The sequence below is a fragment of the Sphingomonas sp. Sphisp66 genome (assembly GCF_047324325.1).
In the GTDB taxonomy this organism is placed as follows: domain Bacteria; phylum Pseudomonadota; class Alphaproteobacteria; order Sphingomonadales; family Sphingomonadaceae; genus Sphingomonas.
In genome coordinates, this window is record NZ_CP168508.1 from 3,879,679 (window position 1) to 3,903,048 (window position 23,370).

21 protein-coding genes are annotated in these 23,370 nt (G+C 68.6%); 17 read left to right on the plus strand and 4 right to left on the minus strand.

All coding sequences use genetic code 11. From position 1 onward, the window contains the following. The first annotated feature begins 26 nt into the window (after window positions 1-26). Window positions 27-1,187 carry a sulfotransferase family protein gene (locus ACEN8G_RS17605; protein WP_413414931.1) on the plus strand — a complete coding sequence of 387 codons (1,161 nt, stop codon included), beginning with the start codon at window positions 27-29 and terminating at the stop codon, window positions 1,185-1,187. A 5-nt stretch (window positions 1,188-1,192) separates the two neighbouring features. Here ACEN8G_RS17605 and ACEN8G_RS17610 read toward each other — a convergent pair whose 3' ends face one another. Next, the gene (locus tag ACEN8G_RS17610; protein ID WP_413414930.1) at window positions 1,193-2,254 is read right to left on the minus strand and encodes a mannose-1-phosphate guanylyltransferase/mannose-6-phosphate isomerase; all 1,062 of its coding nucleotides are present in this window, start codon (window positions 2,252-2,254) and stop codon (window positions 1,193-1,195) included. 162 nt (window positions 2,255-2,416) lie between these two features. Between ACEN8G_RS17610 and ACEN8G_RS17615 the strand changes: the two genes are divergently transcribed. The 4 genes from ACEN8G_RS17615 to ACEN8G_RS17630 are packed head-to-tail and all read left to right on the plus strand — an operon-like array spanning window position 2,417 to window position 9,283. Then, the gene (locus ACEN8G_RS17615) at window positions 2,417-3,805 is read left to right on the plus strand and encodes a TIGR03013 family XrtA/PEP-CTERM system glycosyltransferase (RefSeq protein WP_413414929.1); all 1,389 of its coding nucleotides are present in this window, start codon (window positions 2,417-2,419) and stop codon (window positions 3,803-3,805) included. Then, window positions 3,806-5,863, plus strand: a complete 2,058-nt coding sequence (gene prsK / locus ACEN8G_RS17620; protein WP_413414928.1) for an XrtA/PEP-CTERM system histidine kinase PrsK — start codon at window positions 3,806-3,808, stop codon at window positions 5,861-5,863. It abuts the gene before it with no gap. After that, on the plus strand, window positions 5,860-7,218 hold the full coding sequence (gene prsR, locus ACEN8G_RS17625) for a PEP-CTERM-box response regulator transcription factor (RefSeq protein ID WP_413414927.1): 1,359 nt from the start codon (window positions 5,860-5,862) through the stop codon (window positions 7,216-7,218). The genes prsK and prsR overlap by 4 nt, the downstream gene beginning before the upstream one ends. After that, window positions 7,202-9,283 (plus strand): tetratricopeptide repeat protein, encoded by a 2,082-nt coding sequence (locus ACEN8G_RS17630; protein WP_413414926.1) that lies wholly within the window; start codon window positions 7,202-7,204, stop codon window positions 9,281-9,283. Before prsR ends, ACEN8G_RS17630 begins: the two co-directional genes overlap by 17 nt. Window positions 9,284-9,414: 131 nt before the next feature. Here the strand turns inward: ACEN8G_RS17630 and ACEN8G_RS17635 are convergent, their stop codons facing one another. Continuing rightward, window positions 9,415-10,047, minus strand: a complete 633-nt coding sequence (locus ACEN8G_RS17635) for a TetR/AcrR family transcriptional regulator (protein WP_413414925.1) — start codon at window positions 10,045-10,047, stop codon at window positions 9,415-9,417. Between the two features lie 87 nt (window positions 10,048-10,134). Here ACEN8G_RS17635 and ACEN8G_RS17640 point away from each other — a divergent pair, with 87 nt between their 5' ends. The 4 genes from ACEN8G_RS17640 to ACEN8G_RS17655 all read left to right on the plus strand — a co-directional run bounded on the left by ACEN8G_RS17640 (window position 10,135) and on the right by ACEN8G_RS17655 (window position 13,328). Next, complete coding sequence (locus tag ACEN8G_RS17640; RefSeq protein WP_413414924.1) at window positions 10,135-10,875, plus strand: 3-oxoacyl-ACP reductase family protein; 741 nt, start codon at window positions 10,135-10,137, stop codon at window positions 10,873-10,875. 73 nt (window positions 10,876-10,948) lie between these two features. Continuing rightward, window positions 10,949-11,761, plus strand: a complete 813-nt coding sequence (locus ACEN8G_RS17645) for an ATP-binding protein (protein WP_413414923.1) — start codon at window positions 10,949-10,951, stop codon at window positions 11,759-11,761. Between the two features lie 66 nt (window positions 11,762-11,827). Further along, on the plus strand, window positions 11,828-12,178 hold the full coding sequence (locus ACEN8G_RS17650) for a DUF3060 domain-containing protein (protein ID WP_413414922.1): 351 nt from the start codon (window positions 11,828-11,830) through the stop codon (window positions 12,176-12,178). 133 nt (window positions 12,179-12,311) lie between these two features. Then, entirely contained in the window at window positions 12,312-13,328 is a 1,017-nt protein-coding gene (locus tag ACEN8G_RS17655; RefSeq protein WP_413414921.1) for a sensor histidine kinase, read from the plus strand. 152 nt (window positions 13,329-13,480) lie between these two features. Here the strand turns inward: ACEN8G_RS17655 and ACEN8G_RS17660 are convergent, their stop codons facing one another. Then, window positions 13,481-15,259, minus strand: coding sequence for an ABC-F family ATP-binding cassette domain-containing protein (locus tag ACEN8G_RS17660; protein ID WP_413414920.1), 1,779 nt, complete (start codon window positions 15,257-15,259; stop codon window positions 13,481-13,483). 99 nt (window positions 15,260-15,358) lie between these two features. Here ACEN8G_RS17660 and ACEN8G_RS17665 point away from each other — a divergent pair, with 99 nt between their 5' ends. The 4 genes from ACEN8G_RS17665 (at window position 15,359) to ACEN8G_RS17680 (ending at window position 18,576) form a co-directional block, all read left to right on the plus strand. Then, window positions 15,359-15,670: a hypothetical protein gene (locus tag ACEN8G_RS17665; protein ID WP_413414918.1), complete on the plus strand. Its 312-nt coding sequence runs from the start codon at window positions 15,359-15,361 to the stop codon at window positions 15,668-15,670. 20 nt (window positions 15,671-15,690) lie between these two features. Beyond that, entirely contained in the window at window positions 15,691-16,359 is a 669-nt protein-coding gene (locus tag ACEN8G_RS17670; protein ID WP_183999584.1) for a response regulator transcription factor, read from the plus strand. A 4-nt stretch (window positions 16,360-16,363) separates the two neighbouring features. Continuing rightward, window positions 16,364-17,809, plus strand: a complete 1,446-nt coding sequence (locus ACEN8G_RS17675) for a sensor histidine kinase (protein ID WP_413414917.1) — start codon at window positions 16,364-16,366, stop codon at window positions 17,807-17,809. Window positions 17,810-18,030: 221 nt separating this feature from the next. Next, complete coding sequence (locus ACEN8G_RS17680) at window positions 18,031-18,576, plus strand: hypothetical protein (protein ID WP_413414916.1); 546 nt, start codon at window positions 18,031-18,033, stop codon at window positions 18,574-18,576. A 106-nt stretch (window positions 18,577-18,682) separates the two neighbouring features. On the opposite strand, the gene ACEN8G_RS17685 is transcribed toward ACEN8G_RS17680, so the two are convergent. After that, window positions 18,683-19,672: an LLM class flavin-dependent oxidoreductase gene (locus ACEN8G_RS17685; RefSeq protein WP_413414915.1), complete on the minus strand. Its 990-nt coding sequence runs from the start codon at window positions 19,670-19,672 to the stop codon at window positions 18,683-18,685. A 249-nt stretch (window positions 19,673-19,921) separates the two neighbouring features. Between ACEN8G_RS17685 and ACEN8G_RS17690 the strand changes: the two genes are divergently transcribed. From ACEN8G_RS17690 to ACEN8G_RS17705, 4 genes are read left to right on the plus strand one after another with little or no spacing between them, the layout of a single operon-like run. After that, the gene (locus ACEN8G_RS17690) at window positions 19,922-20,593 is read left to right on the plus strand and encodes a pyrimidine 5'-nucleotidase (protein WP_413414914.1); all 672 of its coding nucleotides are present in this window, start codon (window positions 19,922-19,924) and stop codon (window positions 20,591-20,593) included. After that, window positions 20,590-21,408 (plus strand): 2,3,4,5-tetrahydropyridine-2,6-dicarboxylate N-succinyltransferase, encoded by an 819-nt coding sequence (gene dapD / locus ACEN8G_RS17695; protein ID WP_413414913.1) that lies wholly within the window; start codon window positions 20,590-20,592, stop codon window positions 21,406-21,408. The genes ACEN8G_RS17690 and dapD overlap by 4 nt, the downstream gene beginning before the upstream one ends. A gap of 57 nt (window positions 21,409-21,465) precedes the next feature. Beyond that, window positions 21,466-22,230 carry a tryptophan 2,3-dioxygenase gene (locus ACEN8G_RS17700; RefSeq protein ID WP_413414912.1) on the plus strand — a complete coding sequence of 255 codons (765 nt, stop codon included), beginning with the start codon at window positions 21,466-21,468 and terminating at the stop codon, window positions 22,228-22,230. After that, window positions 22,227-23,336 carry an aminotransferase class V-fold PLP-dependent enzyme gene (locus ACEN8G_RS17705; protein WP_413414911.1) on the plus strand — a complete coding sequence of 370 codons (1,110 nt, stop codon included), beginning with the start codon at window positions 22,227-22,229 and terminating at the stop codon, window positions 23,334-23,336. Before ACEN8G_RS17700 ends, ACEN8G_RS17705 begins: the two co-directional genes overlap by 4 nt. Window positions 23,337-23,370 lie beyond the last annotated feature (34 nt).

Here is a 23,370-nt window from a genome sequence, read left to right on the forward strand (position 1 = left end):
CCCGTGCGAGCCTATCCCAGCCCCCGATGATTGCAACGCCGCCGTCTCCGCTCGACCAGTTCCGTGCCGCCGTGATGGCCGATGCCGAGGCACAGGCGCATCTTGCCGAGCCTTATGACCCGGCGGTGTTCGAGGCGCGCGCGCACGCCTGGGCAGCGGCGCGCGGCATCTCGCTTGCCGCGAGCGACCTGGCAGAGGGCAGCCGGGTCGATCCGATCGGACTCCACCGTTTCGCCCCGGCACCACTGGTCCGGGCCGACTGGCCACCCCGGGGCTGGCTGCCGGTGCGCTTTTCGGCAGAGCCGGAGCCCGCGATCCACTGGCTCCATTTCGCCGGGGTCTCGCCGAACAGCCCCTTCTTCGAGGATGCGGTGCGCGAGATATCGGGCCGGCCGTTCAACCGCCTGTTCCGCACCGCGACGCCGATCGCCAGCTTTCTCGGGCACACGGACCTGCGCGCACCCAGCGGCTTCGTCTTCCACATGTCGCGCTGCGGATCGACGCTGGTCTCGCAGATGCTCGGCGCCGCGCCGGGCCATGTCTCGATCTCTGAAGCGCCGCCGCTCGACGCACTGATCCAGCAGCGCTTCGCCGATCCGGAGACGCATGCCGAGGCGCTGCGCGGGCTGGTCCATGCCTATGGCCGCGGTGCCGAACACCTGTTCGTCAAGCTCGACAGCTGGCACACGCGCGCGCTGCCGCTGCTTCGCCGCGCCTTTCCCGAGACGCCCTGGATCTTCCTCTACCGCGATCCGGTGGAGGTGCTGGTCTCGCAGCTGCGCCTGCGCGGGGTGCAGACGGTGCCCGGCATCGTCCCGCTCGAATGGTTCGGCTTCGGCCCCGAGGAGGCGCAGCTCCCCGAACGCGATTTCATCGCCAGGGTGCTCGAACGGACCTGCAGCGCGGTGATCGAGCATGGCCGGGGAGACGGGCTGCTGGTCAATTATGCCGAGCTGCCGGAGGCGTTCTTCAGCCGCATCCTCCCCCATTTCGGCATCGTGCCCGATGCAGCGGCACAGACCGCAATGGCAGCAATGGCGGGGAGCCATTCCAAGGCACCCGGCACGCGCTTCCAGGCCGATACCGGGAGCAAGCAGCGCGAGGCCGACGCCAGGTTGCGCGACACTGCCGAACACTATCTCGCCCCGGTCTTCGCCGCGCTGGAGGCAAGGCGCGCGGCCGCCTAGCCGGCTCAGCCGTCCTTCTGCATCGCCTCGATGATCTTCTTCACTTCCTGACTGCGGCCGCGCGGCAGGACGAGGATATCGTCGCCCGAGGCGACCACGATCAGATCCTCGACGCCGACCAGCGCCACGCGCTTGCCGGATTCGGCGCGGACCAGGCAGTTGCTGCTCTCGATCACCACTGCATCGCCGCGCACGACATTGCCGCCGGCATCGGCATGGCTGATCGCGTGCAGCGCGTCCCAGCTGCCGACATCGCTCCAGCCCATCGTCACCGGCACCACCGCCACGCGTGGCGCCTTTTCCATCACCGCATAGTCGATCGAGTCCGAGGGGCTGGCGGCGAAGCTGTCGGCATCGGGCCAGATCCGCGCGCCGTCGCGCCGGCCCTTCTCCATCGATTCCTGGGCGGCGGCGAGCATCTCGGGCGCATAGCTGGCCAGCGCACCCAGATAGATGTCCGCGCGGAACAGGAAGATGCCGCCGTTCCAGGTGTGCCCGCCCTGGGCGAGCATCGCCTCGGCCTTGTCGCGCGGCGGCTTCTCGACGAAGCGTTCGACCCGGTGCACGCCCTCGCTGATCGCGTCGCCAACCTTGATCCAGCCATAGCCGGTCTCGGGCGAATCGGGGGTGATGCCGAAGGTGACCAGCCAGCCGTCACGCACCAGCGGCAGCGCCGCCTGGATCGCGGCGTGGAAGGCATCGACATCGGCGATGACATGGTCCGACGGCATCACCAGCAGCGGCTCCGCCCCGCCGCCCGCGGCGATGGCGGCCAGCGCGATCGCCGGCGCGGTGTTGCGCCCCATCGGCTCGAGCACCAGCGCCCGCGCGGTGCTGTCCGCGGCGGCGAGCTGCTCCTCGACCATGTCCGCATGATGCGCGTTGGCGACGACGATCGGCGCGCCGAATCGCTCGCCCGCGGCGCGGCGCGCGGTGAGCTGGAGCATCGTCTCCTCGGCGGTGAGCGACAGCAGCTGCTTGGGTTTCTCGGCCCGCGACATGGGCCAGAGTCGGGTACCTGATCCTCCCGACAGGATGACTGGGACGATCGGATTCGAATCCGGCATGTGCTTCGGACCTCCTGAAGATATTGCAATGCGGCGAATTGCCCCGCCGGTCAAACACTTGGATTGCACCGCGGTTTCGGATCGTCTCGGGATTTTTCCATCCGGCCTGCCGCGCACCGTCATGTCGGATTTGTTTACACTTCCGCCTTAAAGCGGATGATCATGATCCGGCTCTTCAAGCATTACGTGCCCAACGCCGTGCTGCTGCTCGGCTTTCTCGACATCCTGCTGCTGGCAGTGTCGGGCGAGCTCGGCTGGATGCTCCGCGCGCACCAGATCGGCATCACGCTGCCGCCGGTGCAGACGCGCTGGCCGCAGCTGGTCAGCTATGCGCTGTTCCTCGAAGTCGCGATGATCTCGGTCGGCGTCTATGGCGCCGATGCGCTCCAGTCGCTGCGCTATGCGATGGCGCGGCTGATCGTCTCGATCTCGCTCGGCGTGATCGGGCTAAGCGTGCTCTATTTCCTGATCCCCGAGATCGGCTTCTGGCGCTCGAACCTGCTCTACGCGATGGGCTGCTCGATCCTCTCGCTGGTCGCGCTGCGCATCCTGCTCGGCAAGGCGCTGGGCAGCCAGGCGTTCAAGCGCCGCATCGTCGTGCTCGGCGCCGGCGCCCGCGCGCAGCGGCTCAAGGACCTGTCCAAGACACCCGGCGCCGGCTTCGTCGTGGTCGGCTATGTCGCGATGAGCGAGGCCAACCGCGTCATCCCGGAGGCGATCGCCCGCGACGCGATCTACAACCTCGCCGACCATGTCGTGGTGCTCAACGCCAGCGAAGTGGTGCTCGCGCTGGAAGAGCGCCGCAACGCGCTGCCGCTCAAGGACCTGCTGCGGATCAAGACGACCGGCGTGCACGTCAACGAGATCTCGACCTTCCTCGAGCGCGAGACCGGCAGGGTCGACCTGGACAGCGTCAATCCGAGCTGGCTGATCTTCTCCGACGGCTTCTCCTCGGGCCGCATGCTGTCGAGCATGTTCAAGCGGCTGTTCGACATCACCGCCAGCGCCGTGCTGCTCACGCTGATGCTGCCGATCATCCTGCTCACCGCGTTCGCCGTGAAGCTGGAGAGCAAGGGTCCGGCCTTCTACCGCCAGCGCCGCGTCGGCCTCTACGGCACCGGCTTCGACGTGATCAAGTTGCGCTCGATGCGCCAGGATGCCGAGGTGGATGGCCAGGCGGTATGGGCCGAGAAGGACGATCCGCGCATCACCCGGATCGGCCGCATCATCCGCAAGACCCGGATCGACGAGCTGCCGCAATGCTGGAGCGTGCTCAAGGGCGAGATGAGCTTTGTCGGCCCCCGGCCCGAGCGCCCGCAGTTCGTCGAGGATCTCGAGACCAAGCTGCCTTATTATGCCGAGCGCCACATGGTGAAGCCGGGCATCACCGGCTGGGCGCAGATCAACTATCCCTATGGCGCCTCGATCGAGGATTCGCGCCAGAAGCTCGAATACGACCTTTACTACGCGAAGAATTATTCGCCCTTCCTCGACGTGCTGATCCTGCTCCAGACCATCCGCGTCGTGCTGTTCCCCGAAGGCGCGCGCTGAATGGGCGCGCTGCTGCTCTGGCTGCATGCGCTCGCGGCGCTGCTGTTCGGGGCGCTCGCGCTCTGGGCGTGGCGCAGCGACATTGCCGGGCTGCCGCGCCGCCCGCTCGCCTTCGCGCTGGCGGCCACGGCGCTGTGGGCGCTCGCCATTGCCGGTATCGGCTCCGCCGACATTGCGAGCTGGTTCGCCGAGACGCTGCGCAACCTCGCCTGGCTCGGCTTCATGCTGGTCCTCCACCGCCGCGACGCGCAGACGCGCCCGCCGATCGCACTCGGCACGGTCTATGGCGTGGTCGCGCTGGTCCAGATCGCCGCGCTGGCGCTCACTTTGGTCGCCTATGCCCAGCCGGTCCCCGAAGCCGCCGCCCAGTCCGCCAATGCGGCGGTGCTGCTGCGCATGCTGGTCGCGGTGGCCGCGCTGGTGCTCGTCCAGGCGCTGTGGTCGGCGCTGAGCCCGGCCACGGGCGGGCCGCTGCGCCCGCTCGCGCTGGCGCTTGCCGGCATGTGGTGCGCCGAGTTCGCGCTCTACACCTTCGCCTATCTCGCCGCCGAGTGGCGGATCGAACCGGTGGTGCTGCGTGGGGCCGCCTATCTGGCCATCGCGCTAGCGATCGGCGCCGCGCTCCAGCGCAAGGGCGAATGGAAGATCGAAGTCTCGCGCGCGGTCACCTACCAGTCGCTCTCGCTGGTCGCGGTCGGCGCCTATTTCGCGCTGCTGGCGCTCGCCACCTCCGCCATCGCCACGGTGGGCGGCGCCAATGCCCGCATCCTGCAGACTGCCTTCGTGCTCGGCTCGACCGCGGCGATCCTCACCCTCGTCGCCAACAGCTGGCTGCGAGCCTGGCTGAAGGTGAAGCTGGCCAAGCATCTCTTCCGCCACCGCTACGACTATCGCACCGAATGGATGCGCTTCACCGAGACCTTGGGCGCCCCGCAGGGCGGCGCCGCGCTCGAGGAACGCATCGTCAAGGCGATCGCCGACCTCACCGAAAGTCCGGCCGGCGTGCTGCTCGTGCCCGATGCCGGCGGGCTCGGCATCGGCGCGCGCTGGAACTGGGACCATGCGACGCTTCCCGTCGCGAGCGACACGGCGCTGGGCGAGCATCTCCAGCTGACCGGCCGGATCATCGAGCTCGACGCGGTCCGCCGCAACGAGGACCATGTCGATGCGGCCGCCGTGCCGCAATGGATGCTCGACCTGCCCGAGGCCTGGGTGATCGTGCCGCTTCCCCATCATGCCGAGCTGGGCGGCGCGATCCTGCTCGCCCGCCCCCCGCTCGACCGCGCGCTCGACTGGGAGGATTTCGACCTGCTCAAGGTCGCCGGCCGCCAGGTCGCCTCCTATCTCGCCGAGGCGCGCGCGCAGGACGCGCTGGCCGAGGCGCAGCGCTTCGACGAGTTCAACCGCCGCTTCGCCTTCATCCTCCACGACATCAAGAATCTCGTGAGCCAGCTGACCCTCACCGCCCGCAATGCCGAGCGCCATGCCGACAAGCCCGAGTTCCGCGCCGACATGGTCGCGACGCTGCAGAACTCGGCCGAGCGGATGAACGCGCTGCTCGCCCGCCTTTCCCAGCATCATCGCGGCCGCACCGAGGCGCCGCATGCGATCGAGGTGGTCGCGCTGGTCGAGCGCGTCGTGAACCAGCGCAAGGGCCAGCACCCGGTCGTCCTCAGCGGCGTGCGCAACGCCATCGCCCATGCCGATCCGGTCAGCCTCGAGCAGCTGCTCGGCCATCTCGTCCAGAACGCGATCGAGGCGAGCCCGGCGCACGAGCCGGTGACCCTGTCGGTCTCGGCCGATGGCGAGCGGGTGGCGGTCGACGTGATCGACCAGGGCTGTGGCATGTCCCCGGCCTTCATCCGCGACAAATTGTTCAAGCCCTTCGTCTCGTCGAAGGAAGGCGGGTTCGGCATCGGCGCCTTCGAGGCGCGCCAGCTCGCGCATGCCATGGAGGGCCGCATCGAAGTCACCTCGCGCGAGGGCAAGGGCACGCGCTTCCGCGTGATCCTCAAGGCCGCGCATCCCGCCGACCTGGGAATGGGCCGCGCCGCATGAGCGACAGCCGCGCCCTGCCCAAGCTGCTCATCGTCGAGGACGATGCCGGGCTCCAGCGCCAGCTGCGCTGGGCCTATGACGGCTATGAGATCTTCACTGCCTCCACCCGCGAGGAAGCGATCACCGTGCTGCGCGCCGAGGAGCCGCCGGTGGTCACGCTCGATCTCGGCCTGCCGCCCGATCCCGACGGCACCACCGAGGGCTTCGCGACGCTGGAGACGATCCTGTCGCTGCGCCCCGATACCAAGGTGATCGTCGCCTCGGGGCACGGTGCGCATGAATCGATGCTCCGCGCGATCTCGCTGGGCGCCTGGGACTTCTACCAGAAGCCGATCGACATCGACGCGCTGGGCCTGATCGTCGCGCGTGCCTTCCACGTCCATGCGCTGGAGGCCGAGAACCGCCGCCTCGCCGAGCGGGTCGAGGCCGGCGCGGTGCTCGGCGGCATGCTGACCGGCGCGCCCGAGATGCTCAAGGTCACCCGCACGATCGAACGCGTCGCCAGCGCTGACGTGTCCGTCATGCTGCTCGGCGCCAGCGGCACCGGCAAGGAGCTGCTCGCCCGCGGGCTGCACGACAAGAGCGGGCGCAAGGGCCGCTTCGTCGCGATCAACTGCGCGGCGATCCCCGAGACGTTGCTCGAATCGGAGCTGTTCGGCCATGAGAAGGGCGCCTTCACCGGCGCGGTGAAGACCACCGAGGGCAAGATCGAGCTGGCCCAGGGCGGCACGCTGTTCCTCGACGAGATCGGCGACGTTCCTCTCCCCTTGCAGGTCAAGCTGCTGCGCTTCCTGCAGGAACGGGTGATCGAGCGGGTCGGCGGGCGCCAGGCGATCGCGGTGGACGCGCGCATCGTCTGCGCGACGCACCAGGACATCGACGCGATGGTCGCCGACAATCGCTTCCGCGAAGACCTCTATTACCGCCTCGCCGAGATCGTCGTGCGCATCCCGAGCCTCGCCGAGCGACCGGGTGATGCAGGGCTGCTCGCCCGGCACTTCCTCCAGAAATATGCCGTGCAGATGAACACCACTGCGAGGAGCTTCGCCCCCGACGCGCTCGCCGCGATCGATGCCTGGGGCTGGCCCGGCAATGTCCGCGAGCTCGAGAACCGCGTGAAGCGCGCGGCGATCATGGCCGAGGGCAAGCACGTCGCCGCCGCCGATCTCGACCTCGAGGCCCAGGCGGAGATCGAGCCGGTCAACCTCAAGGCCGCGCGCGAGCTGGCCGATCGCAAGGCGATCCGGCATGCGCTCGCCCGCGCCGAAGGCAATATCTCCGGCACCGCCCGTCTGCTCGGCATCAGCCGTCCCACCCTCTATGATCTGATGAAGGCCTATGACCTCCAGCCATAGGCGCGCCCGCGCCAGATCCTCGGGCTTCGGCGTGCGTGGCGTGCTGGTGATCGGCGGCGCGCTCGCGGTGCTGCTCGCCGTGCTGATCGGCTGGTTCACGCTGACCACCGGCAAGATGAGCACCGCCGACGCGGCCGAGGCGACCGCCAAGGCCGAAACGCTGCTCAAGGCCGACAACGCCACCGCCGCGCGCGATTTGGCGGCAGAGGCGGTGCGCGGCGATCCCGACAACGAGAACGCGCATATCGTCCTCGCCCGTGCCCTGCTCGCCTTGCAGGACGGCGTCGGCGCCGAAGGCGAGATCCAGCGCGCAGTCGATGCCGGCTATGACGCCAGGGCCGTGCCGCAATGGCGCGCCGAGGCCTGGGTGCTCCAGGGCAAGACCGACAAGGCACCGGCCGAGGCCGACAAGGCACCGGAGAAGCTGCGTCCCTATGGCCTGCGTATCCGCGCCCGGGCGCTGACCGCGACCGGCGACTATGCCGGGGCGCAGAACGCGCTCGACGAAGCGCTGCGCCTCGCCCCGGACGATGCCGGCGTATGGACGGATCTCGGCCGTTTCCGCTTCGCCGCGGGCGACCTGCTCGGCGCCGCCGAGGCATCGGACCGCGCGGTCAAGCTGGCCCCGGGCAGCGTCGATGCGCTGGTCCTGCGCGGCGAGATCGTCCGCAGCCAATATGGCCTGGTCGCCGCATTGCCCTGGTTCGAGCAGGCGCTGAAGCGCGATCCGGCGCGCCACAACGCGCTGATCGAATATGCCGCGACGCTGGGCGATGCCGGCCGCACCGTCGATGCGCTCGCCGCCACCCGCCGCGCGCTCGCGGTCCGTCCCGGCAGCGCGCAGGCGCTCTATCTCCAGGCAGTGATCGCCGCGCGCGCCGGCAATTTCGATTTGTCGCGCGCGATCCTGGAGAAGACCGGCGGCGCGATCGACTCGCTTCCCGGCGCGATGCTGCTCGGCGGCACGCTCGACCTGGAGAGCGGCGACTATGAGCAGGCAATCGAGAAGCTGACCGGCCTGGTCGCGATGCAGCCGATGAACATCACGGCACGCAAACTGCTCGCCGTCGCGCTGCTGCGCACCGACCGTGCCCGCAACGCGATCGACATGCTGCGCCCCGTCGTCGCCCGCGCCGATGCCGACAGCTATGCGCTGACCCTGGTCGCGCGCGGCTTCGAGCGGATCGGCGACCGGGAGAACGCGTCGCGCTTCCTCGACCGGGCCGCCTTCCCGGCAACCGGCGAGTCCACGGCATTCAGCGCCGACGACAGCACCGCGACGCTTGCCGCCGATGCCGCCCAGCGGCCGAACGATCCCGAGGCGACCTTGCCGCTGATCCGCAGCCTGATCGCCGGCGGCGACAAGGGCGCGGCGCTCGCCCGGGCGCAGGACATCGCCGCCAGGAACCAGGGCGCCCCGGGCGCGCAGGTGGTGCTCGGCGACATGCTGATGCTGCTCAACCGCCCGGCCGACGCTGCGAATGCCTATAAGCGCGCCGCCGACCTGCGCTTCGACGAGCCGACCCTGCTTCGGCTGGTCGAGGCGCTGGACCGCGCCGGCAAGCGCGAGGACGCGGCGAACGTGCTGGCACTGTTCCTCTCGCAGAACCCGGTGAGTGTCGCGGCGCAGCGCCTCTCGGCGCACTGGCAGCTCGCCGCCGGCGACTATGACGCGGCGATCGACACGCTCGAAGACATCCGCACGCAGATCGGCGACGGCGACGCCGCGCTCGATGCCGAGCTCGCTGCCGCCTATGCCGGCGCGGGCGAGACCGGCACTGCGGTCGATTTCGGTGAGGCAGCCTATGGCCTCGCCCCCGCCAACCCCGCGGTGGTCGACGCCTATGGCTGGGCGCTGTTCAAGGGCGGCGACAAGGACGGCGCGCTTGAGCTGCTCCAGAAGGCGGTGATCCTGGCGCCCCGGCATCCCGGGCTGCGCTGGCACCTGGCCCAGGTCTATGCCGCGCTCGGCCGCAAGGCGGAGGCCAGGCAGAACGCCCAGGCCGCGCTCGCCGACCCAGGCTTCACCGACCGGGCCGCCGCGCAGGCGATGGCAAACGGCTAGACGCCCGGAGGCGCCCAGGCTCTTCTCCCTCTCCCCTCCGGGGAGAGGGCTGGGGAGAGGGGCAGTGTGTCCTGAACCGATAACGGCGGCGCCAGCGTCAAAGTCCATGCCCCTCTCTAGAGAGGAGAGGGTTATGAAACCCGCGCGTCCCAGCCCAGCATCGCGACGTCGGCCACGCCTTCCAGTTCGGCCCGGCTGGCCCCGTCGCGGGCGAGGATCGACATGCCGTTCTGGAGAGTCTGGACGAAGCGGGCGAGCGCATCGAGATCGACAGAGGCCGGAATCTCGCCCGCCTCCCTGCCCCGCTCCAATCGATCGCGCAGCCGCTCGAAGCCGACCGCCCGCGCAGCGCGCACCAGCGCACCGAGCTCGGCATTGCCTTCGCTGCCGGCGGCGGAGAGCGTGACCATGCAGCCGGTGGGCATGTCGGCAAGGCAGCCGGTCAGCGCCGCGGCCGAATCCATCAGCAGCGCTTTCACCGCCTCGCGCGCCGTATCCGCGGCGAGGAAATCGGCCCAGACCAGGTCCTCGGTCGTGTCGCGATAATGGCCAAGCGCCTCGACATAGAGCGCCTCCTTCGAGCCGAAGGCGGCGTAGAGGCTCGGCGCGCCGATCTCCATCGCCTCGGTCAGGTCGGCGATCGAAGTCGCGGCATAGCCCTTTTCCCAGAACAGCCGCGTCGCGCGCGCCAGCGCCGCTTCGCGATCGAACGCCCGCGGCCGGCCCCGCGCCCTGGTTTTTCCATCGGTTGGAGAATTCTGCATCGATCGCTACATAATTCTCTTGACGGCCCCAGGCAAGCTTCCTAGCTAATTGTGTATCGATCACTACACAAATATGGGACAAAGATCATGAGCGAGCTTCTGGGCAAACGCGCACTGGTGACGGGTGCTTCGCGCGGCATCGGGGCCGGCATCGCGCTGGCGCTGGCGGACAAGGGTGCCGATATCGCCATCACCTATGAGCGCTCGGCCGAGCGCGCCGCCGAGCTGGTCCGCGCGATCGAGGCAAAGGGCCGCCGCGCGATCGCCATCCAGGCCGACAGCGCCGATCCCGAGGCGGTGAAGCGCTCGGTGGCCGAAGCCGTCGAGGCGCTGGGCGGGCTCGACATCCTGGTCAACAATGCCGGCATCGCCCGCTACAGCCAGGTCGCCGACCTCAACCTCGAGGAAATCGACGCGCTGCTGAACGTCAATGTCCGCTCGGCGGTGATCGCCTCGGGCGCGGCGATCCCGCACCTGAAGGAAGGCGGCCGCATCATCACCATCGGTTCCTGCCTGGCCGAGCGCGTGCCCTTTGCCGGCTCGACGCTCTATTCGATGACCAAGTCGGCGCTGCTCGCCTTCAACCGCGGCCTGGCCCGCGACGTGGGGCCGGCCGGCGTCACCGCCAACCTGGTCCAGCCCGGCCCGATCGACACCGACATGAACCCCGCCGACGGCGATTTCGCCGACACGCTGCGCGCCCACACCGCGCTCGGCCATTACGGCAAGCCCGAGGACGTGGCGGCAGTCGTCGCCTTCCTCGCCAGCCCGGCGGCGCGCTTCGTCACCGGATCGGTGGTCACCGTCGATGGCGGGCTCAACGCCTGACAAGCGGCACCCAAGGGCGCTGATAGCGAAACTGGGGGTGAGCCGGCGATAGCGCCTCGCTATAGCCGCTCCCATGAACGAAGAGATCCTCGCCCGCATCGCCGATGCGCTCGACCGGCTCGCCCCACCGCCGCCCCCGCCCGCCGACCTGGAGGCGCATCCAGCCTATGTATGGCGCGGGCACGGGCTGGCGCCGGCGCGGGCGTTCGATCCGCTGCCAATCGAGATCCTGCGCGGTGTCGATGCGCAGCGGGAGGCGCTGGTCGCCAACCTCACCCGCCTCTCCCAGGGCCATGCCGCGCAGGACGTGCTGCTGTGGGGCGCTCGCGGCACCGGCAAGTCGGCGCTGGTGAAGAGCGCGGTCGCCGCCGTCCAGGCGCAGGGCGGCCGCCTCGCGCTGGTCGAGGCGGTGACCACCGAGCTCGCCACCTTGCCCGAGCTGTTCGGCCTGCTCGGCACCACCGACCGCCCCTTCGCCATCTTCCTCGACGATCTCGGTTTCGACGGGGTCGGCGACGCCCGGGCGCTGCGCTCGCTGCTCCAGGGCGGTGCCGAGGCGCGGCCCAACAACGCCCGGCTGCTCGTCACCTCGAACCGCCGCCATCTCGTCACCCGCGACATCGCCGAGCAGGCCAGCGCGATCAATCCGCGCGATTCGGCGGACGACGGCCTGGCGCTGGCCGACCGGTTCGGGCTCAGCCTCGGCTTCCACGTCGTCGACCAGGACACCTATGTTGACATCGTCCGCGGCTATGCCGAGGCGCATGGCCTCGATTTCGACCCGGTCGACGCGATCGGCTGGGCGACGCGGCGCGGCAGTCGCTCGGGCAGGGTCGCCTGGCAGTATGTCGTCGACCTCGCAGGACGATCCGGGCGAAATCTCTGACCGGCTGCGGAACCTCGCTTCCTTCGGCGCGTCTGCTTGCGACTGCGTAACCATGAAGGAATGCCGATGCGCGACGTCCGGAAGCTCACCCTGATGATCCTCGCCCCGATCGCGGCAGGCTGGGCGATTCCCGCCCAGGCCCAGACCGAGTTCAGCGGCGCCGGCGAGACTTCCGAGATCCATTGCGACGGCGGCAGCGTCCATGTCGAAGGGGCGGACAACACGCTGACCATCCACGGTCCCTGCAAGAGCCTCAGCGTTGCCGGGGCGAGCAACCGGATCTCGATCGACCTCGCCGCCCAGTCGACGATCCGGGTCGAGGGCGCCGACAACGAGATCCGCTGGAGCGCGCCTGGCGCGGCCCGGCCGAAGCTGAGCGTCACCGGCGCCGGCAACCGGGTCTCGCGGCGGCCCTGACGGCGGTCAACCACAGATATGTGGTTGATATGGTGTCAATATCCGGGCAAAATCGTCAAATCGGGTTGATCGATGTTAAAAGACCGGTCCGGATGCTTGACACGGAAGCCAAGGCCATAGCTCACTCCGTTCCATGGGGCGGATAGGCGAAACCGATCTTGCGGACCGGCTCGCGCCGGGCGGGCGCGGCACGCTGCTGGTGCAGCTCGGCTTCGCGTTGCTGGTCACCGGCCTGGCCATCGGGCTGCGCGCGGTGATCGACGGGATTTCGCCCGCCGCCGGCCCCTTCGCGCTGGGTTTCCCCGCCGTGCTGATCGCCACCCTGTTCGGCAGGTGGCAGGCGGGGCTGCTCACCGGCACGCTGACCCTGCTCTACAGCTGGTATTTCGTGCTGCCGGTACAGCACAGCTTCCTGCTCAAGACCCCGGACGATACCGGCCGGTTGTTGCTCGCCACGATCAACTATGCCGCGGTGCTGGTGATCGCCGAGCTGTTCCGCCGCGCGGTGCGCCGGGCGACCGCGGAGCGCGACCGCGAGCTGGCCGAGCGCGACCTGTTCCTCGAGGAGTTCGACCACCGGGTGAAGAACAACTTCGCCCTGGTCGCCGCGCTGCTCGACATGCAGCGCCGCCGGGCGAAGGAAGGCGAGACGGCGGAGGCGCTGTCCTCCGCGCTCAACCGGGTCGAGAGCATCGCCCGCGCCCATCGTCACCTCTATCGCGGCGGGGCGGCCACGCGCGGCGAGGTCGACATGGCGACTTATCTGGAGGAGCTGTGCGCGGCGCTGGCCGAGGCCCTGTTCCTGCGCGGGGCGATCACGCTCGACTGTTCCTGCGATCATGGCGCGATCCCGCGCGACCGCGCCGTCTCGATCGGGCTGATCGTCAACGAGCTGGTGACCAACGCCGCCAAGCATGCCTTTGCCGGGCGCCATGGCGGGCGGATCGAAGTGCGCTTCGAGGCTGCGTCGCCGGGCTGGCGGCTGGTAGTGCGCGACGATGGCGTCGGCATGCCCGAGACGCCCAGGGCCCGCAAGGACGGCGGGCTGGGCCAGAAGCTGGTCGACGGCTTTGTCCGCCAGGCCCGCGGCAAGGCGAGCGTCGAGACCGGGCCGGAGGGAACGAAGGTGACGGTGGCGCTGGAGGCTTAAATCCTCCCTCGGCGAAGCCGGCGGAGGGGGACCACGCTCGCCAGCGCGTGGTGGAGGGGGCCTGCCCCCAGGCAGGTTCGCCTGCGGAGATGCCCCCTCCACCATTCGCTGCGCGAATGGTCCCCCTCCCCCGCTTCGCGAGGGAGGATATTTTAGCCCAAAGCCTCGACCATCTCGGCAAGCTCCAGCCAGCGCATCTCGGCGGCGTCCTTCTCGTCGCGCAGCTTCGCGATGCCGTCGCTCAGCGACGCGAATTTGCCGGGGTTCTTCGCATAGAGGTCCGGATCGGCCATCGCCGCCTCGTCCTTTGCGATCTGCGCCTCGATCTCCTCGATCCGCCTGGGCAGCAGGTCGTAGTCGCGCTGGTCCTTGTAGCTGAGCTTGGTCGCCTTCTTCGGTGCCTCGACGGCAGCCACAACCTTGGGCGCAGCCTTCTTCGCATCCACCTTGGGCCGGCGCTTGGCTTCCCAATCGGCATAGCCACCGACCACGACATCGACCGTCCCCGAACCGTCGAGCCCGAGCGTCACCGTAACCGTGCGATCGAGGAAGTCGCGATCGTGGCTGACGATCAGCACCGTGCCTTCATAATCCGCGATTACTTCCTGGAGCAGGTCGAGCGTCTCAAGATCGAGATCGTTGGTCGGCTCGTCGAGCACCAGCAGGTTCGAATGCCGGGCGAACTCACGGGCCAGCAGCAGCCGCGAGCGCTCGCCGCCCGAGAGCGTGCCGATCTTCGCTTCCGCGATCGATGGATCGAACAGGAACTCCTTGAGATAGCCATGGACGTGCTTGCGCACGCCGAGCACGTCGATCCAGTCGCCGCCGCCCGCCAGCACGTCGCGCACCGTCTTGGCGGGGTCCATCAGGCTGCGCTGCTGGTCGATGATCACGCCGTTCAGCGTGTTGGACAGCTTGATCGTGCCTTCGTCGGGCTGGATCTCGCCGGTCAGCAGCTTGAGCAGGGTCGACTTGCCCGCGCCGTTCGCGCCGACGATGCCGATCCGGTCGCCCTTGGTGACGCGGAAGGTGAGGTCCTTGATGATCGTGCGATCCCCGAAGCGCTTGGTGACGTGCTTCACGTCGATCACCACCTTGGTGTTGCTGTCGTCGGCGGCGGTGACCAGCTTGGCGGCGCCCTGCGGCCCCATCATCGCGGCGCGGGTGGCGCGCATCTCCTTGAGCTTCTCGAGCCGCCCCTGGTTGCGCCGGCGCCGGCCGGTGACGCCGCGCTGGAGCCAATGCTCCTCGATCTTGAGCTTGGCATCGAGCCGCTGCGCGTTGCGCTCCTCCTCGGCATAGACTTGGTCGGTCCAAGCCTCGAACCCGCCGAAACCGACTTCGGCACGGCGGATCGCCCCGCGGTCGAGCCACAGGGTCGAGCGGGTCAGGCGGGTGAGGAAGGTACGGTCGTGGCTGATCACGATGAACGCGCCGGTGAAGCGGCTGAGCCAGTCCTCGAGCCATTCGATCGCGGCTAGATCGAGATGGTTGGTCGGCTCGTCGAGCAGCAGCACGTCGGGGTTCTGCGCCAGCGCACGGGCTATCGCGGCGCGGCGACGCTCGCCACCCGACGCAGTCTTCGCCTCGCGGCTCAGGTCGATGCCGAGCTGGTCGGCAATCGCTTCCGCCTCGTGCTGCGGCGGCGCGTCGTTTCCGGAGAGCACATAGTCGAGCAGGGTCGCGCAGCCTTCCATCCGAGGCTCCTGCTCGAGCAGCACGACATGGGTGCCCGGCACGATGGTGCGGCGCCCCTCGTCCCCCTCGATCGTGCCGGCGATCAGCTTGAGCAAGGTGGTCTTGCCCGCGCCGTTGCGGCCGATCAGCGCCAGCCGGTCGCGCTCGCCGATATAGAGGTTGAGCCCGCGGAACAGCCAGCCATGGCCCTGGACGAGACCGAGATTTTCAAATGCGAGAACAGGTGCAGCCATGCGGGCCAACTAGGGGGGGCAGAGGCGCCCGGCAAGGTTACACACGGCTTACTGCTGCGTTCAGGGGCTATTCAATGCCCGGACCCTATGCCATCTCGCATGAAGATGTTGGTGACGCCCCTTCTTTGCGCCTGTGTGGCGGCGTTCGCGCCCGTCGGGACTGCCGCTGCGCAGCCCGCGCAGCAGCAGGATTCGGACGCCCGTGCGCCCCGGCGCCAGGCCTCGCCGCCGCTCTCGGTCCGCGAGATCGAGCGCCGCGTCGTGCCGCGTCTGCCCGGCGCCCAATATCTCGGTTTCGACTATGATCCCGCGTCGGAAGTTTACACGCTGAAGTTCCTGCGCAATGGATCGGTGATCTGGGTGGACGTGGATGCTCGCAGCGGCAACATCGTCCGCAAATCGGGCAGCTAGGGCCTGGCGAAGGGAAACACATGCGACTTCTGATCGTCGAGGATGAGCCGACTCTGGGGCAGCAGCTCCGCAACGCGCTCGAGGGCGCAGGCTATGCGGTGGACCTTGCCACCGATGGCGAGGAAGGCCTCTATCTCGGCTCCAACGAGCAATATGACGCGATCATCCTCGACCTCGGCCTGCCCGAGATCGACGGGCTGACCGTGCTCGACCGCTGGCGCAAGGAAGGCAAGACCACGCCGGTGCTGGTGCTCACCGCACGTGACAGCTGGTCGGACAAGGTGGCGGGCCTCGATGCCGGCGCCGACGACTATGTCGCCAAGCCGTTCCAGACCGAGGAGCTGATCGCCCGCCTCCGCGCGCTGATCCGCCGCGCCTCGGGCAATGCCTCGGCCGAGCTGATCGCCGGCGACATCCGCCTCGACACCCGCTCGGGCAAGGTCACCAAGGCCGGCGAGCCGGTGAAGCTGACCGCGCAGGAGTACAAGCTGCTCTCCTACCTGCTCCACCACAAGGGCAAGGTCGTCAGCCGCACCGAGCTGATCGAGCATATCTACGACCAGGATTTCGATCGCGATTCGAACACGATCGAAGTCTTCGTCACGCGCATCCGCAAGAAGCTGGGTGCCGACGTGATCACCACCATCCGCGGCCTGGGCTACAGCCTGGAAGAGCCGGCCGACGCCTGAGTCGATGGCCACGCTCGCCCGGAAACTAGGCGAGCTGCGCCATCGCCTGTTCGGCCGTTCGCTGAGCGAGCCGGAGCCCGTGGCGCCCGGCGAGCCCCAGCCGCGCCACTATACCCGCTCTACCGGATCGGTGAGCCGGCGCATGCTGCTCGTCGCCACCGCATGGATCATGATCCTGCTGGTCGGCGGCGGCGTGGCGCTCGACCGGGTGCTGGTCAGCACCGTCACCAAGAATTTCGACGAGCAGCTCGACTATCTGCTCAAGGCGATGATCTTCTCCGCCGAGCTCGACCAGAATGGCGAGGTGATGCTCAACCGCGAGCTCGCCGACCAGCGCTTCCTCGAATATAATTCGGGTGCCTATTGGCAGATCAGCGGCAAGGGGCACGAGGCGTTCCCGTCGCGCTCGCTCTGGGATCAGCGGCTGAAGGACGACCAGCAGCACAACGACACCAACGTCCATGTCTATGACAGCCGCCAGCTGCCCGGCCAGCTGCTGCGCATCGCCGAGCGCGACGCGACGCTGCCGGGATCGACGGTGCGCTGGCGCTTCCAGGTGGCGCAGAGCCGCGCGACGCTCGACAGCCAGATCGCCACGCTGCGCCGCACTTTGGTGCGCAGCTTCGTGCTGCTCGGACTGGGGCTGATCATCATGGTCGCGCTGCAGACCTGGTACGGGCTGCTGCCGCTGCGGCGGGTGCGCCAGGAGATCGCCCGGCTGCGCGCCGGCCAGTCGACCCGGGTGGAAGGCGCGATGCCCGCCGAAGTGGCGCCGATGGTCGAGGAGCTGAACGCGCTGGTCGAGCATAACGACCGCCAGGCCGAGGAGGCACGGCGCCACGCCGGCAACCTCGCCCATGCGCTCAAGACGCCGCTGAGCGTGATCATGAACGCCGCCGCGGCGGGCCAGCCCGACCTTGCCCAGGCGGTGATCCGCGAGGCGCGGACGATGCGCCGCCAGATCGACCACCATCTCGCCCGCGCCCGTGCGGTCGGCCGGCGCGGCTCGGCGCACAGCCGGGCGCAGGTCTGGCCGTCGATCGAAGCGGTCGAGCGTGCCGTCGCCCGGCTCTATCCCAATGTCCGCATCGACATCGACGGGCAGAAGGACCTGGTCGCGCATATCGAGCGGCAGGACCTGGACGATTTGCTCGGCAACCTGGTCGAGAACGCCGCCAAGTATGGCGGGGGCAGCGTGTTCATCACCGCCCGGGTCGATTCGGGCTTCGTCGAGATCCTCGTGGAGGACGATGGCCGCGGAATCCCCGAGGCGGACCGTATCCGCATCTTCGACCGAGGCGTCCGCCTCGACAGCGGCAAGCCGGGCACCGGCCTGGGCCTCGCCATCGTCCGCGATGTCGCGGAGATCTATGACGGCACCGTCAGCCTCGAGGAGAGCGAGGATCTGGGGGGGCTGCTCGTCCGCCTGCGCCTGCCTGCCGCGAACTGACACAGCTGCAACAAACTGAAATTCTGCCGTGACCTGCCGGACGCACAAGCGTCGACGAGCTCGCGGATTGCCCTCTTTTATCCGTCGGGTCGCGTGGCGGCGCTGGTTCTGGGGCCAGCGCCGCCCAAACGGCTATTTCTAGTTATTATCCTTTATTTACAATATTTTAGCTTAACAATGCTAAACTACCCGCTGGGGATTGTAGACGCAAAGGGACCAGCATGACTTCCATTTCACCCCTGTCGCAACGGATGGATCCGCGCGCGCAGATGGACGCGCGGATTTCCGCGGCGGCATCGGCGGGTGCGATCAGCACCGACGACCAGGCGGCACTGAGCGGGGCGCTCGACAACATCGATTCGAGCCTCGCCGCCGATGGAACCAAGGGCGGCAAGCCCGGCGACATGAAGGCGAAGATCGACGGGCTGATCGATGGCCAGGTCGATAGTGGTGCGCTGAGCGAGGACCAGGCAGCCGAGCTTCGCGACTTCTTCGCGCAGGGCCCGGTCGGCGGACCGGGTGGACCGCAGGGCGCAGGCGGCCCGCCGCCGGGACCGCCGCCCTCGAACGACGACGATTCGGACGATGCGAGCAGCACCACCACGCAGATCAGCGAGGCCGCGGCACGCAAGCTCGAGGCGATGAGCGCCTTCCTCCAGAAGCTGCGCGACAGCGCCGCATCGGGTTCGAGCGTCTATGGCAGCAATGCAGGCACGAGCAGCAATGGCAGCTCGGCGACGGGCTGGGTGATCGACTCCAAGGCCTGATGCCGGCGCGGCGCCGTGCCGGGGGGTCGGCGCCGCGTTCCATTCACCGCCCGGCGTCCTCGGCGATCTCGGTTCCCGGCAAAGGCCGGGGATCAGCTATGGCCCTTCACAGCCCCCGCATCGCCTCCGCCGCCAGCGTCAGGCTCCTCCTGCGCGCCTCGTGATCGAACATCGCGCTCGTCAGCATCAGCTCGTCGGCGCCGGTGCGCTGGATGAAAGCTGCGAGCTGCTCGCGGACCTTCGCTGGCCCGCCGATCGCGCTGGCCGACAGCACCTGGTCGAGCATCGCATTGCCGTGCCCGCCCAGGCTCGCGCGATAGCCGGGCACCGGCGGCGGCAGCTGGATGCCCTTGCCGGTGGTGCGGATCGCGACGAACGCCTGTTGCTGCGAGCTGGCAAGCAGCTCGGCCTCTTCGTCGGTGTCGGCGGCGAACACGTTGAAGCCGAGCATCAGGTGCGGCTTGTCCAGCGCCTCCGACGGACGGAAGTTGCGGCGATACATGTCGATCGCCTCGTCGAGCAGCCCGGGCGCGAAATGCGAGGCGAAGGCATAGGGCAGCCCCAGCATCGCCGCGAGCTGCGCGCCGAACAGGCTGGAGCCGAGTATCCAGATATCGACCTTGGCCCCGGCGCCTGGGGTGGCACGGATGCCGGTACGGCCGTCATCGGCGAAATAGCTCTGCAGTTCCTGCACATCGCGGGGGAACTCGTTGCCGTCACTGTCGAGCCCGCGGCGGATCGCGGCGGAGACGCGCTGGTCCGATCCCGGGGCGCGGCCTAGGCCCAGGTCGACACGGCCCGGGAACAGCGCATCGAGCGTACCGAACTGCTCGGCGACCTGAAGCGGCGAGTGGTTGGGGAGCATGATTCCGCCCGAGCCCACCCGGATCGTCGAGGTCGCCTGGCCGACATGCGCGATCACCACGGCGGTGGCGGCGCTGGCAATGCCGTCCATCCCGTGATGCTCGGCAACCCAGTAGCGGGTATAGCCGAGCCCCTCGACATGCTTCGCCAGGTCGGCGGCGTTGGCGAGGGCCTGGGAAGCGGTCCCGCCCTGGATGATGGGGACGAGGTCGAGCAGGGAATAGGCTGTCATGGAGCGGCAGATGGGGAGCGCCATCACGCTCTGCCATAAAGTTTTGGTCGTCACCCCCAAACCATTTACCCGTCGCCCCAACACATCTCCGGCATCTCGCCTCGGACCTGATCCGGAGCGGGATCTCAGGCGAAGGCGCGGGGACGGAGCCGCACGAGATCCCGGCTTTCGCCGGGATGACGGCTTGGGGAGGCACGGCGAAGAAACAGTTGCTTGATAGCCGCGCCGCCCCGGCCTAACCGCGCCGCCATGAACCCTGCCCTGTCGCACGTCCGCAACTGGATCTTCGATCTGGACAACACGCTCTACCCGGTGAGCGCGAATCTGTTCGCGCTGATCGATGCGCGGATCGGGCAGTACGTCCAGAAGCTGCTGAACCTCGACGCCGAAGCCGCGCACAAGGTGCAGAAGGGCTATTTCCACGCGCACGGCACCACGCTCGCCGGGCTGATGGCCGAGCACGGCACCGATCCGCACCATTATCTGGCCGATGTCCATGACGTCGACATGAGCGTGCTCGAAGTGAACGAGGCGCTGGTCGAGGCGCTGGCCAGGCTGCCCGGCCGCAAGCTGGTCTTTACCAATGGCGATGCGCCTTACGCCAGCAAGGTGCTCGACAGGCTCGGCCTCGGCGCGACCTTCGAGGCGATCCACGACGTCCACGCCACCCAATATCGCCCCAAGCCCGATCCGCTGGCGTATCAGGGTTTGTGCGACGCCTATGATCTCGATCCGCACGCCTCGCTGTTCGTCGAGGACATGGCGCGCAACCTCGCGCCTGCCAAGGCGATCGGCATGACCACGGTATGGATCGACAACGGCTCCGAACAGGTGCCAGGCGACGCCGACCGCAGCTTCATCGACTATACCGTCACCGACCTCGGAGCCTGGCTCCACAGCATCCTGGAGACTTCCGAATGACCGACCTGCAGACGACCATCGACGCCGCCTGGCAAGACCGCGCGAACCTCGGCTTCGGCACCGAAGGCGCCGTGCGCGAGGCAGTGGCCGAGGCGCTGAACCTGCTCGATCGCGGCGAAGCCCGTGTCGCGGAGCCGATCGAGGGTGGCTGGCAGGTCAACCAGTGGCTGAAGAAGGCGGTGCTGCTCTCGTTCCGTCTCAACGACAATGTCGTGATGCAGGGTCCGGGCGGCGCCAACTGGTTCGACAAGGTACCGAGCAAGTTCGCCAACTGGGGTGAGGACGCCTTCCGCCAGGCCGGCTTCCGCGCGGTGCCCGGCTCGATCGTCCGCCACGGCGCGCATATCAGCAAGGGCGCGGTGCTGATGCCGAGCTTCGTCAATATCGGCGCCTATGTCGGCGAAGGCACGATGGTCGATGGCTGGGCGACCGTCGGCAGCTGCGCCCAGATCGGCAGGAACGTCCACCTCTCTGGCGGCGTCGGCATCGGCGGCGTGCTCGAGCCGCTTCAGGCCGATCCGGTGATCATCGGCGACGGCGCGTTCATCGGCGCGCGCGCCGAAGTGGCCGAGGGCGTGCGCGTCGGCGAGGGCGCCGTGCTCTCGATGGGCGTCTATCTCGGCGCCTCGACCAAGATCATCGACCGCGCGACCGGCGAAGTGCATCGCGGTCATGTCCCGCCCTATTCGGTGGTCGTGCCGGGCACGATCCCGGGCGAGGCCGGCAAGCCGGGCCTCTATTGCGCGGTGATCGTCAAGACGGTGGACGCGCAGACCCGGAGCAAGACCGGGATCAACGAACTGCTGCGCGACTGATTTAGTCTCAATCGTTACCGCTTTCATCCGGGCGGCGAGATGGCGTAGGGACAGGGCATGACCGAAGCCATGACCTATGGGCGCTATCTCGCGCTCGATGAACTTCTCGCCGCCCAGCATCCGCTGTCCGACCGGCATGACGAACTGCTGTTCATCATCATCCACCAGACCAAGGAGCTGTGGCTCAAGCAGGCGATCGCCGAGATCCGCCTCGCGCTCGAGCTGGTCCGTGCCGACAAGCCGGTGGAGGCGTACAAGAGCCTCGCCCGGGTCAGTCGCATCCAGGCGGTGATGACGCTGAGCTGGGAAGTGCTGACCACGATGACGCCGAGCGACTATACCCGCTTCCGCGACGTGCTCGGCGCCAGCTCGGGCTTCCAGTCGGACCAGTTCCGCGCGGTGGAGACGCTGCTCGGCGTGCGCGGCGGCGGGGTGCCGGGGCCGCTGACCACCGAATTCTCGGCGATCCCCAGCCTGTGGGACGAAGCCAATGCTGCGCTCGCCCGCGCCGGCTTCGACCTGCCCGCAGAGGTGCTGAACCGCGACTGGGCCCAGCCCTATGCGCCGAGCCAGGCCGTCGAGGACGCCTGGGCGCAGGTCTATCGTGACACCGATCGCTATTGGGAGCTGTACCAGCTCGCCGAGAAGCTGGTCGATATCGACGATGCGCTGGCCACCTGGCGGCACAAGCATGTCCTTACCGTCAGCCGGGTGATCGGGATGAAGCCCGGCACCGGCGGCACGCCGGGCGTGCCTTATCTCGCCTCGACCCTGTCGAAGCGCGCCTTCCCCGAGCTGTGGACGCTCAGGACGCAGCTATGAGCTACAAGCACCTGTTCCAGCGCGCGCTGGCGGCGGCGCCCGACCGGCTGCACTTCGCGGCGCATTCGCACCATCTCTGGCCCGACGCCTCCTATGTCGGCCAGATCGCCGCCTGGGAGGACGGAGTACGCCTCGCCGACCGGAAATGGGAGCGGGTGATGGGCGAGATCTGGCCCGCCGCCCAGGCCCATGTCGCCGCCGAGCTCAAGCTGCCCGATCCCGACACGATCGTCTTCGCACCCAACACCCACGAACTGCTGCTGCGCATCGCCTCGGCCCTGCCGAAGCGTCCGCTGCGCATCCTCGCCAGCGACGGCGAGTTCCACAGCTTCCGCCGCCAGTCGATGCGCTGGGAAGAGGCCGGCAGCGCCACGGTGGAGCGCATGCCGCTGGAGCAGATCGTCGCCCGCGCCAGGGCGGGCGAGCACGACCTGATCTTCGTCAGCCAGGTCCAGTTCGGTACCGGCCATGTGTTCGACGGAATCGCCGAGCTCGCCGCGCTCGCCCGGCCCGACGGCCCCTGGGTGGTGATCGACGGCTATCACGCCTTCATGGCGATGGAAGTCGATCTGTCGGCAGTGGCGGACCAGATCTTCTACGTCGCCGGCGGCTATAAATACGCCATGGCCGGCGAAGGCTGCGCCTTCCTCCACGCCCCTTCCGGCTTCGGTGCGCGTCCGGAGATCACCGGCTGGTACGCCGAGTTCGAGGATCTGGCGCTGCCGTCGGGCAGCGTCGGCTATGCCCCCGACGGCCGCCGCTTCCTCGGCGCGACCTTCGACCCTTCGGGCATCTACCGCTTCGTCGCGGTGCGCGACATGCTACGCCAGGAAGGCCTGACCACCGCAGCGATCGCGGCGCATGTCGACGGCCTGCGCGCCCAGCTGCTCGCCGGCCTGCCGATCGAGGCCGAGCTGCTCAACCCGGGCAGCGCCGCGCGCTTCCTGGCGCTCCGCACCCCCAACGCCCAGCGCTGGAAGGCCGAGCTGGAAGCGGAGGACGTGATCACCGATGTCCGCGGCGACGTGCTGCGCATCGGCTTCGGCCTCTATCAGGACGGCCGCGACGTGACCCGGCTGATCGAAGCGCTTTCCTGGCTGCGCTAGAAAAAGCGGCCGGGCGCGCAATGCGCGCCGCACC

Bases quoted from the DNA above. Each gene is read 5' to 3' on its own strand.
- ACEN8G_RS17685 (WP_413414915.1), bottom strand. From the start codon at position 19,672: ATGACAGCCTATTCCCTGCTCGACCTCGTCCCCATCATCCAGGGCGGG.
- ACEN8G_RS17690 (WP_413414914.1), top strand. From the start codon at position 19,922: ATGAACCCTGCCCTGTCGCACGTCCGCAACTGGATCTTCGATCTGGAC.
- ACEN8G_RS17645 (WP_413414923.1), top strand. From the start codon at position 10,949: ATGAACGAAGAGATCCTCGCCCGCATCGCCGATGCGCTCGACCGGCTC.
- ACEN8G_RS17675 (WP_413414917.1), top strand. From the start codon at position 16,364: ATGGCCACGCTCGCCCGGAAACTAGGCGAGCTGCGCCATCGCCTGTTC.
- ACEN8G_RS17700 (WP_413414912.1), top strand. From the start codon at position 21,466: ATGACCGAAGCCATGACCTATGGGCGCTATCTCGCGCTCGATGAACTT.
- dapD (WP_413414913.1), top strand. From the start codon at position 20,590: ATGACCGACCTGCAGACGACCATCGACGCCGCCTGGCAAGACCGCGCG.
- ACEN8G_RS17660 (WP_413414920.1), bottom strand. From the start codon at position 15,259: ATGGCTGCACCTGTTCTCGCATTTGAAAATCTCGGTCTCGTCCAGGGC.
- ACEN8G_RS17680 (WP_413414916.1), top strand. From the start codon at position 18,031: ATGACTTCCATTTCACCCCTGTCGCAACGGATGGATCCGCGCGCGCAG.
- ACEN8G_RS17630 (WP_413414926.1), top strand. From the start codon at position 7,202: ATGACCTCCAGCCATAGGCGCGCCCGCGCCAGATCCTCGGGCTTCGGC.
- ACEN8G_RS17640 (WP_413414924.1), top strand. From the start codon at position 10,135: ATGAGCGAGCTTCTGGGCAAACGCGCACTGGTGACGGGTGCTTCGCGC.
- ACEN8G_RS17650 (WP_413414922.1), top strand. From the start codon at position 11,828: ATGCGCGACGTCCGGAAGCTCACCCTGATGATCCTCGCCCCGATCGCG.
- prsR (WP_413414927.1), top strand. From the start codon at position 5,860: ATGAGCGACAGCCGCGCCCTGCCCAAGCTGCTCATCGTCGAGGACGAT.
- ACEN8G_RS17655 (WP_413414921.1), top strand. From the start codon at position 12,312: ATGGGGCGGATAGGCGAAACCGATCTTGCGGACCGGCTCGCGCCGGGC.
- ACEN8G_RS17615 (WP_413414929.1), top strand. From the start codon at position 2,417: ATGATCCGGCTCTTCAAGCATTACGTGCCCAACGCCGTGCTGCTGCTC.
- ACEN8G_RS17670 (WP_183999584.1), top strand. From the start codon at position 15,691: ATGCGACTTCTGATCGTCGAGGATGAGCCGACTCTGGGGCAGCAGCTC.
- ACEN8G_RS17665 (WP_413414918.1), top strand. From the start codon at position 15,359: ATGAAGATGTTGGTGACGCCCCTTCTTTGCGCCTGTGTGGCGGCGTTC.
- ACEN8G_RS17705 (WP_413414911.1), top strand. From the start codon at position 22,227: ATGAGCTACAAGCACCTGTTCCAGCGCGCGCTGGCGGCGGCGCCCGAC.
- ACEN8G_RS17605 (WP_413414931.1), top strand. From the start codon at position 27: ATGATTGCAACGCCGCCGTCTCCGCTCGACCAGTTCCGTGCCGCCGTG.
- ACEN8G_RS17635 (WP_413414925.1), bottom strand. From the start codon at position 10,047: ATGCAGAATTCTCCAACCGATGGAAAAACCAGGGCGCGGGGCCGGCCG.
- prsK (WP_413414928.1), top strand. From the start codon at position 3,806: ATGGGCGCGCTGCTGCTCTGGCTGCATGCGCTCGCGGCGCTGCTGTTC.
- ACEN8G_RS17610 (WP_413414930.1), bottom strand. From the start codon at position 2,254: ATGCCGGATTCGAATCCGATCGTCCCAGTCATCCTGTCGGGAGGATCA.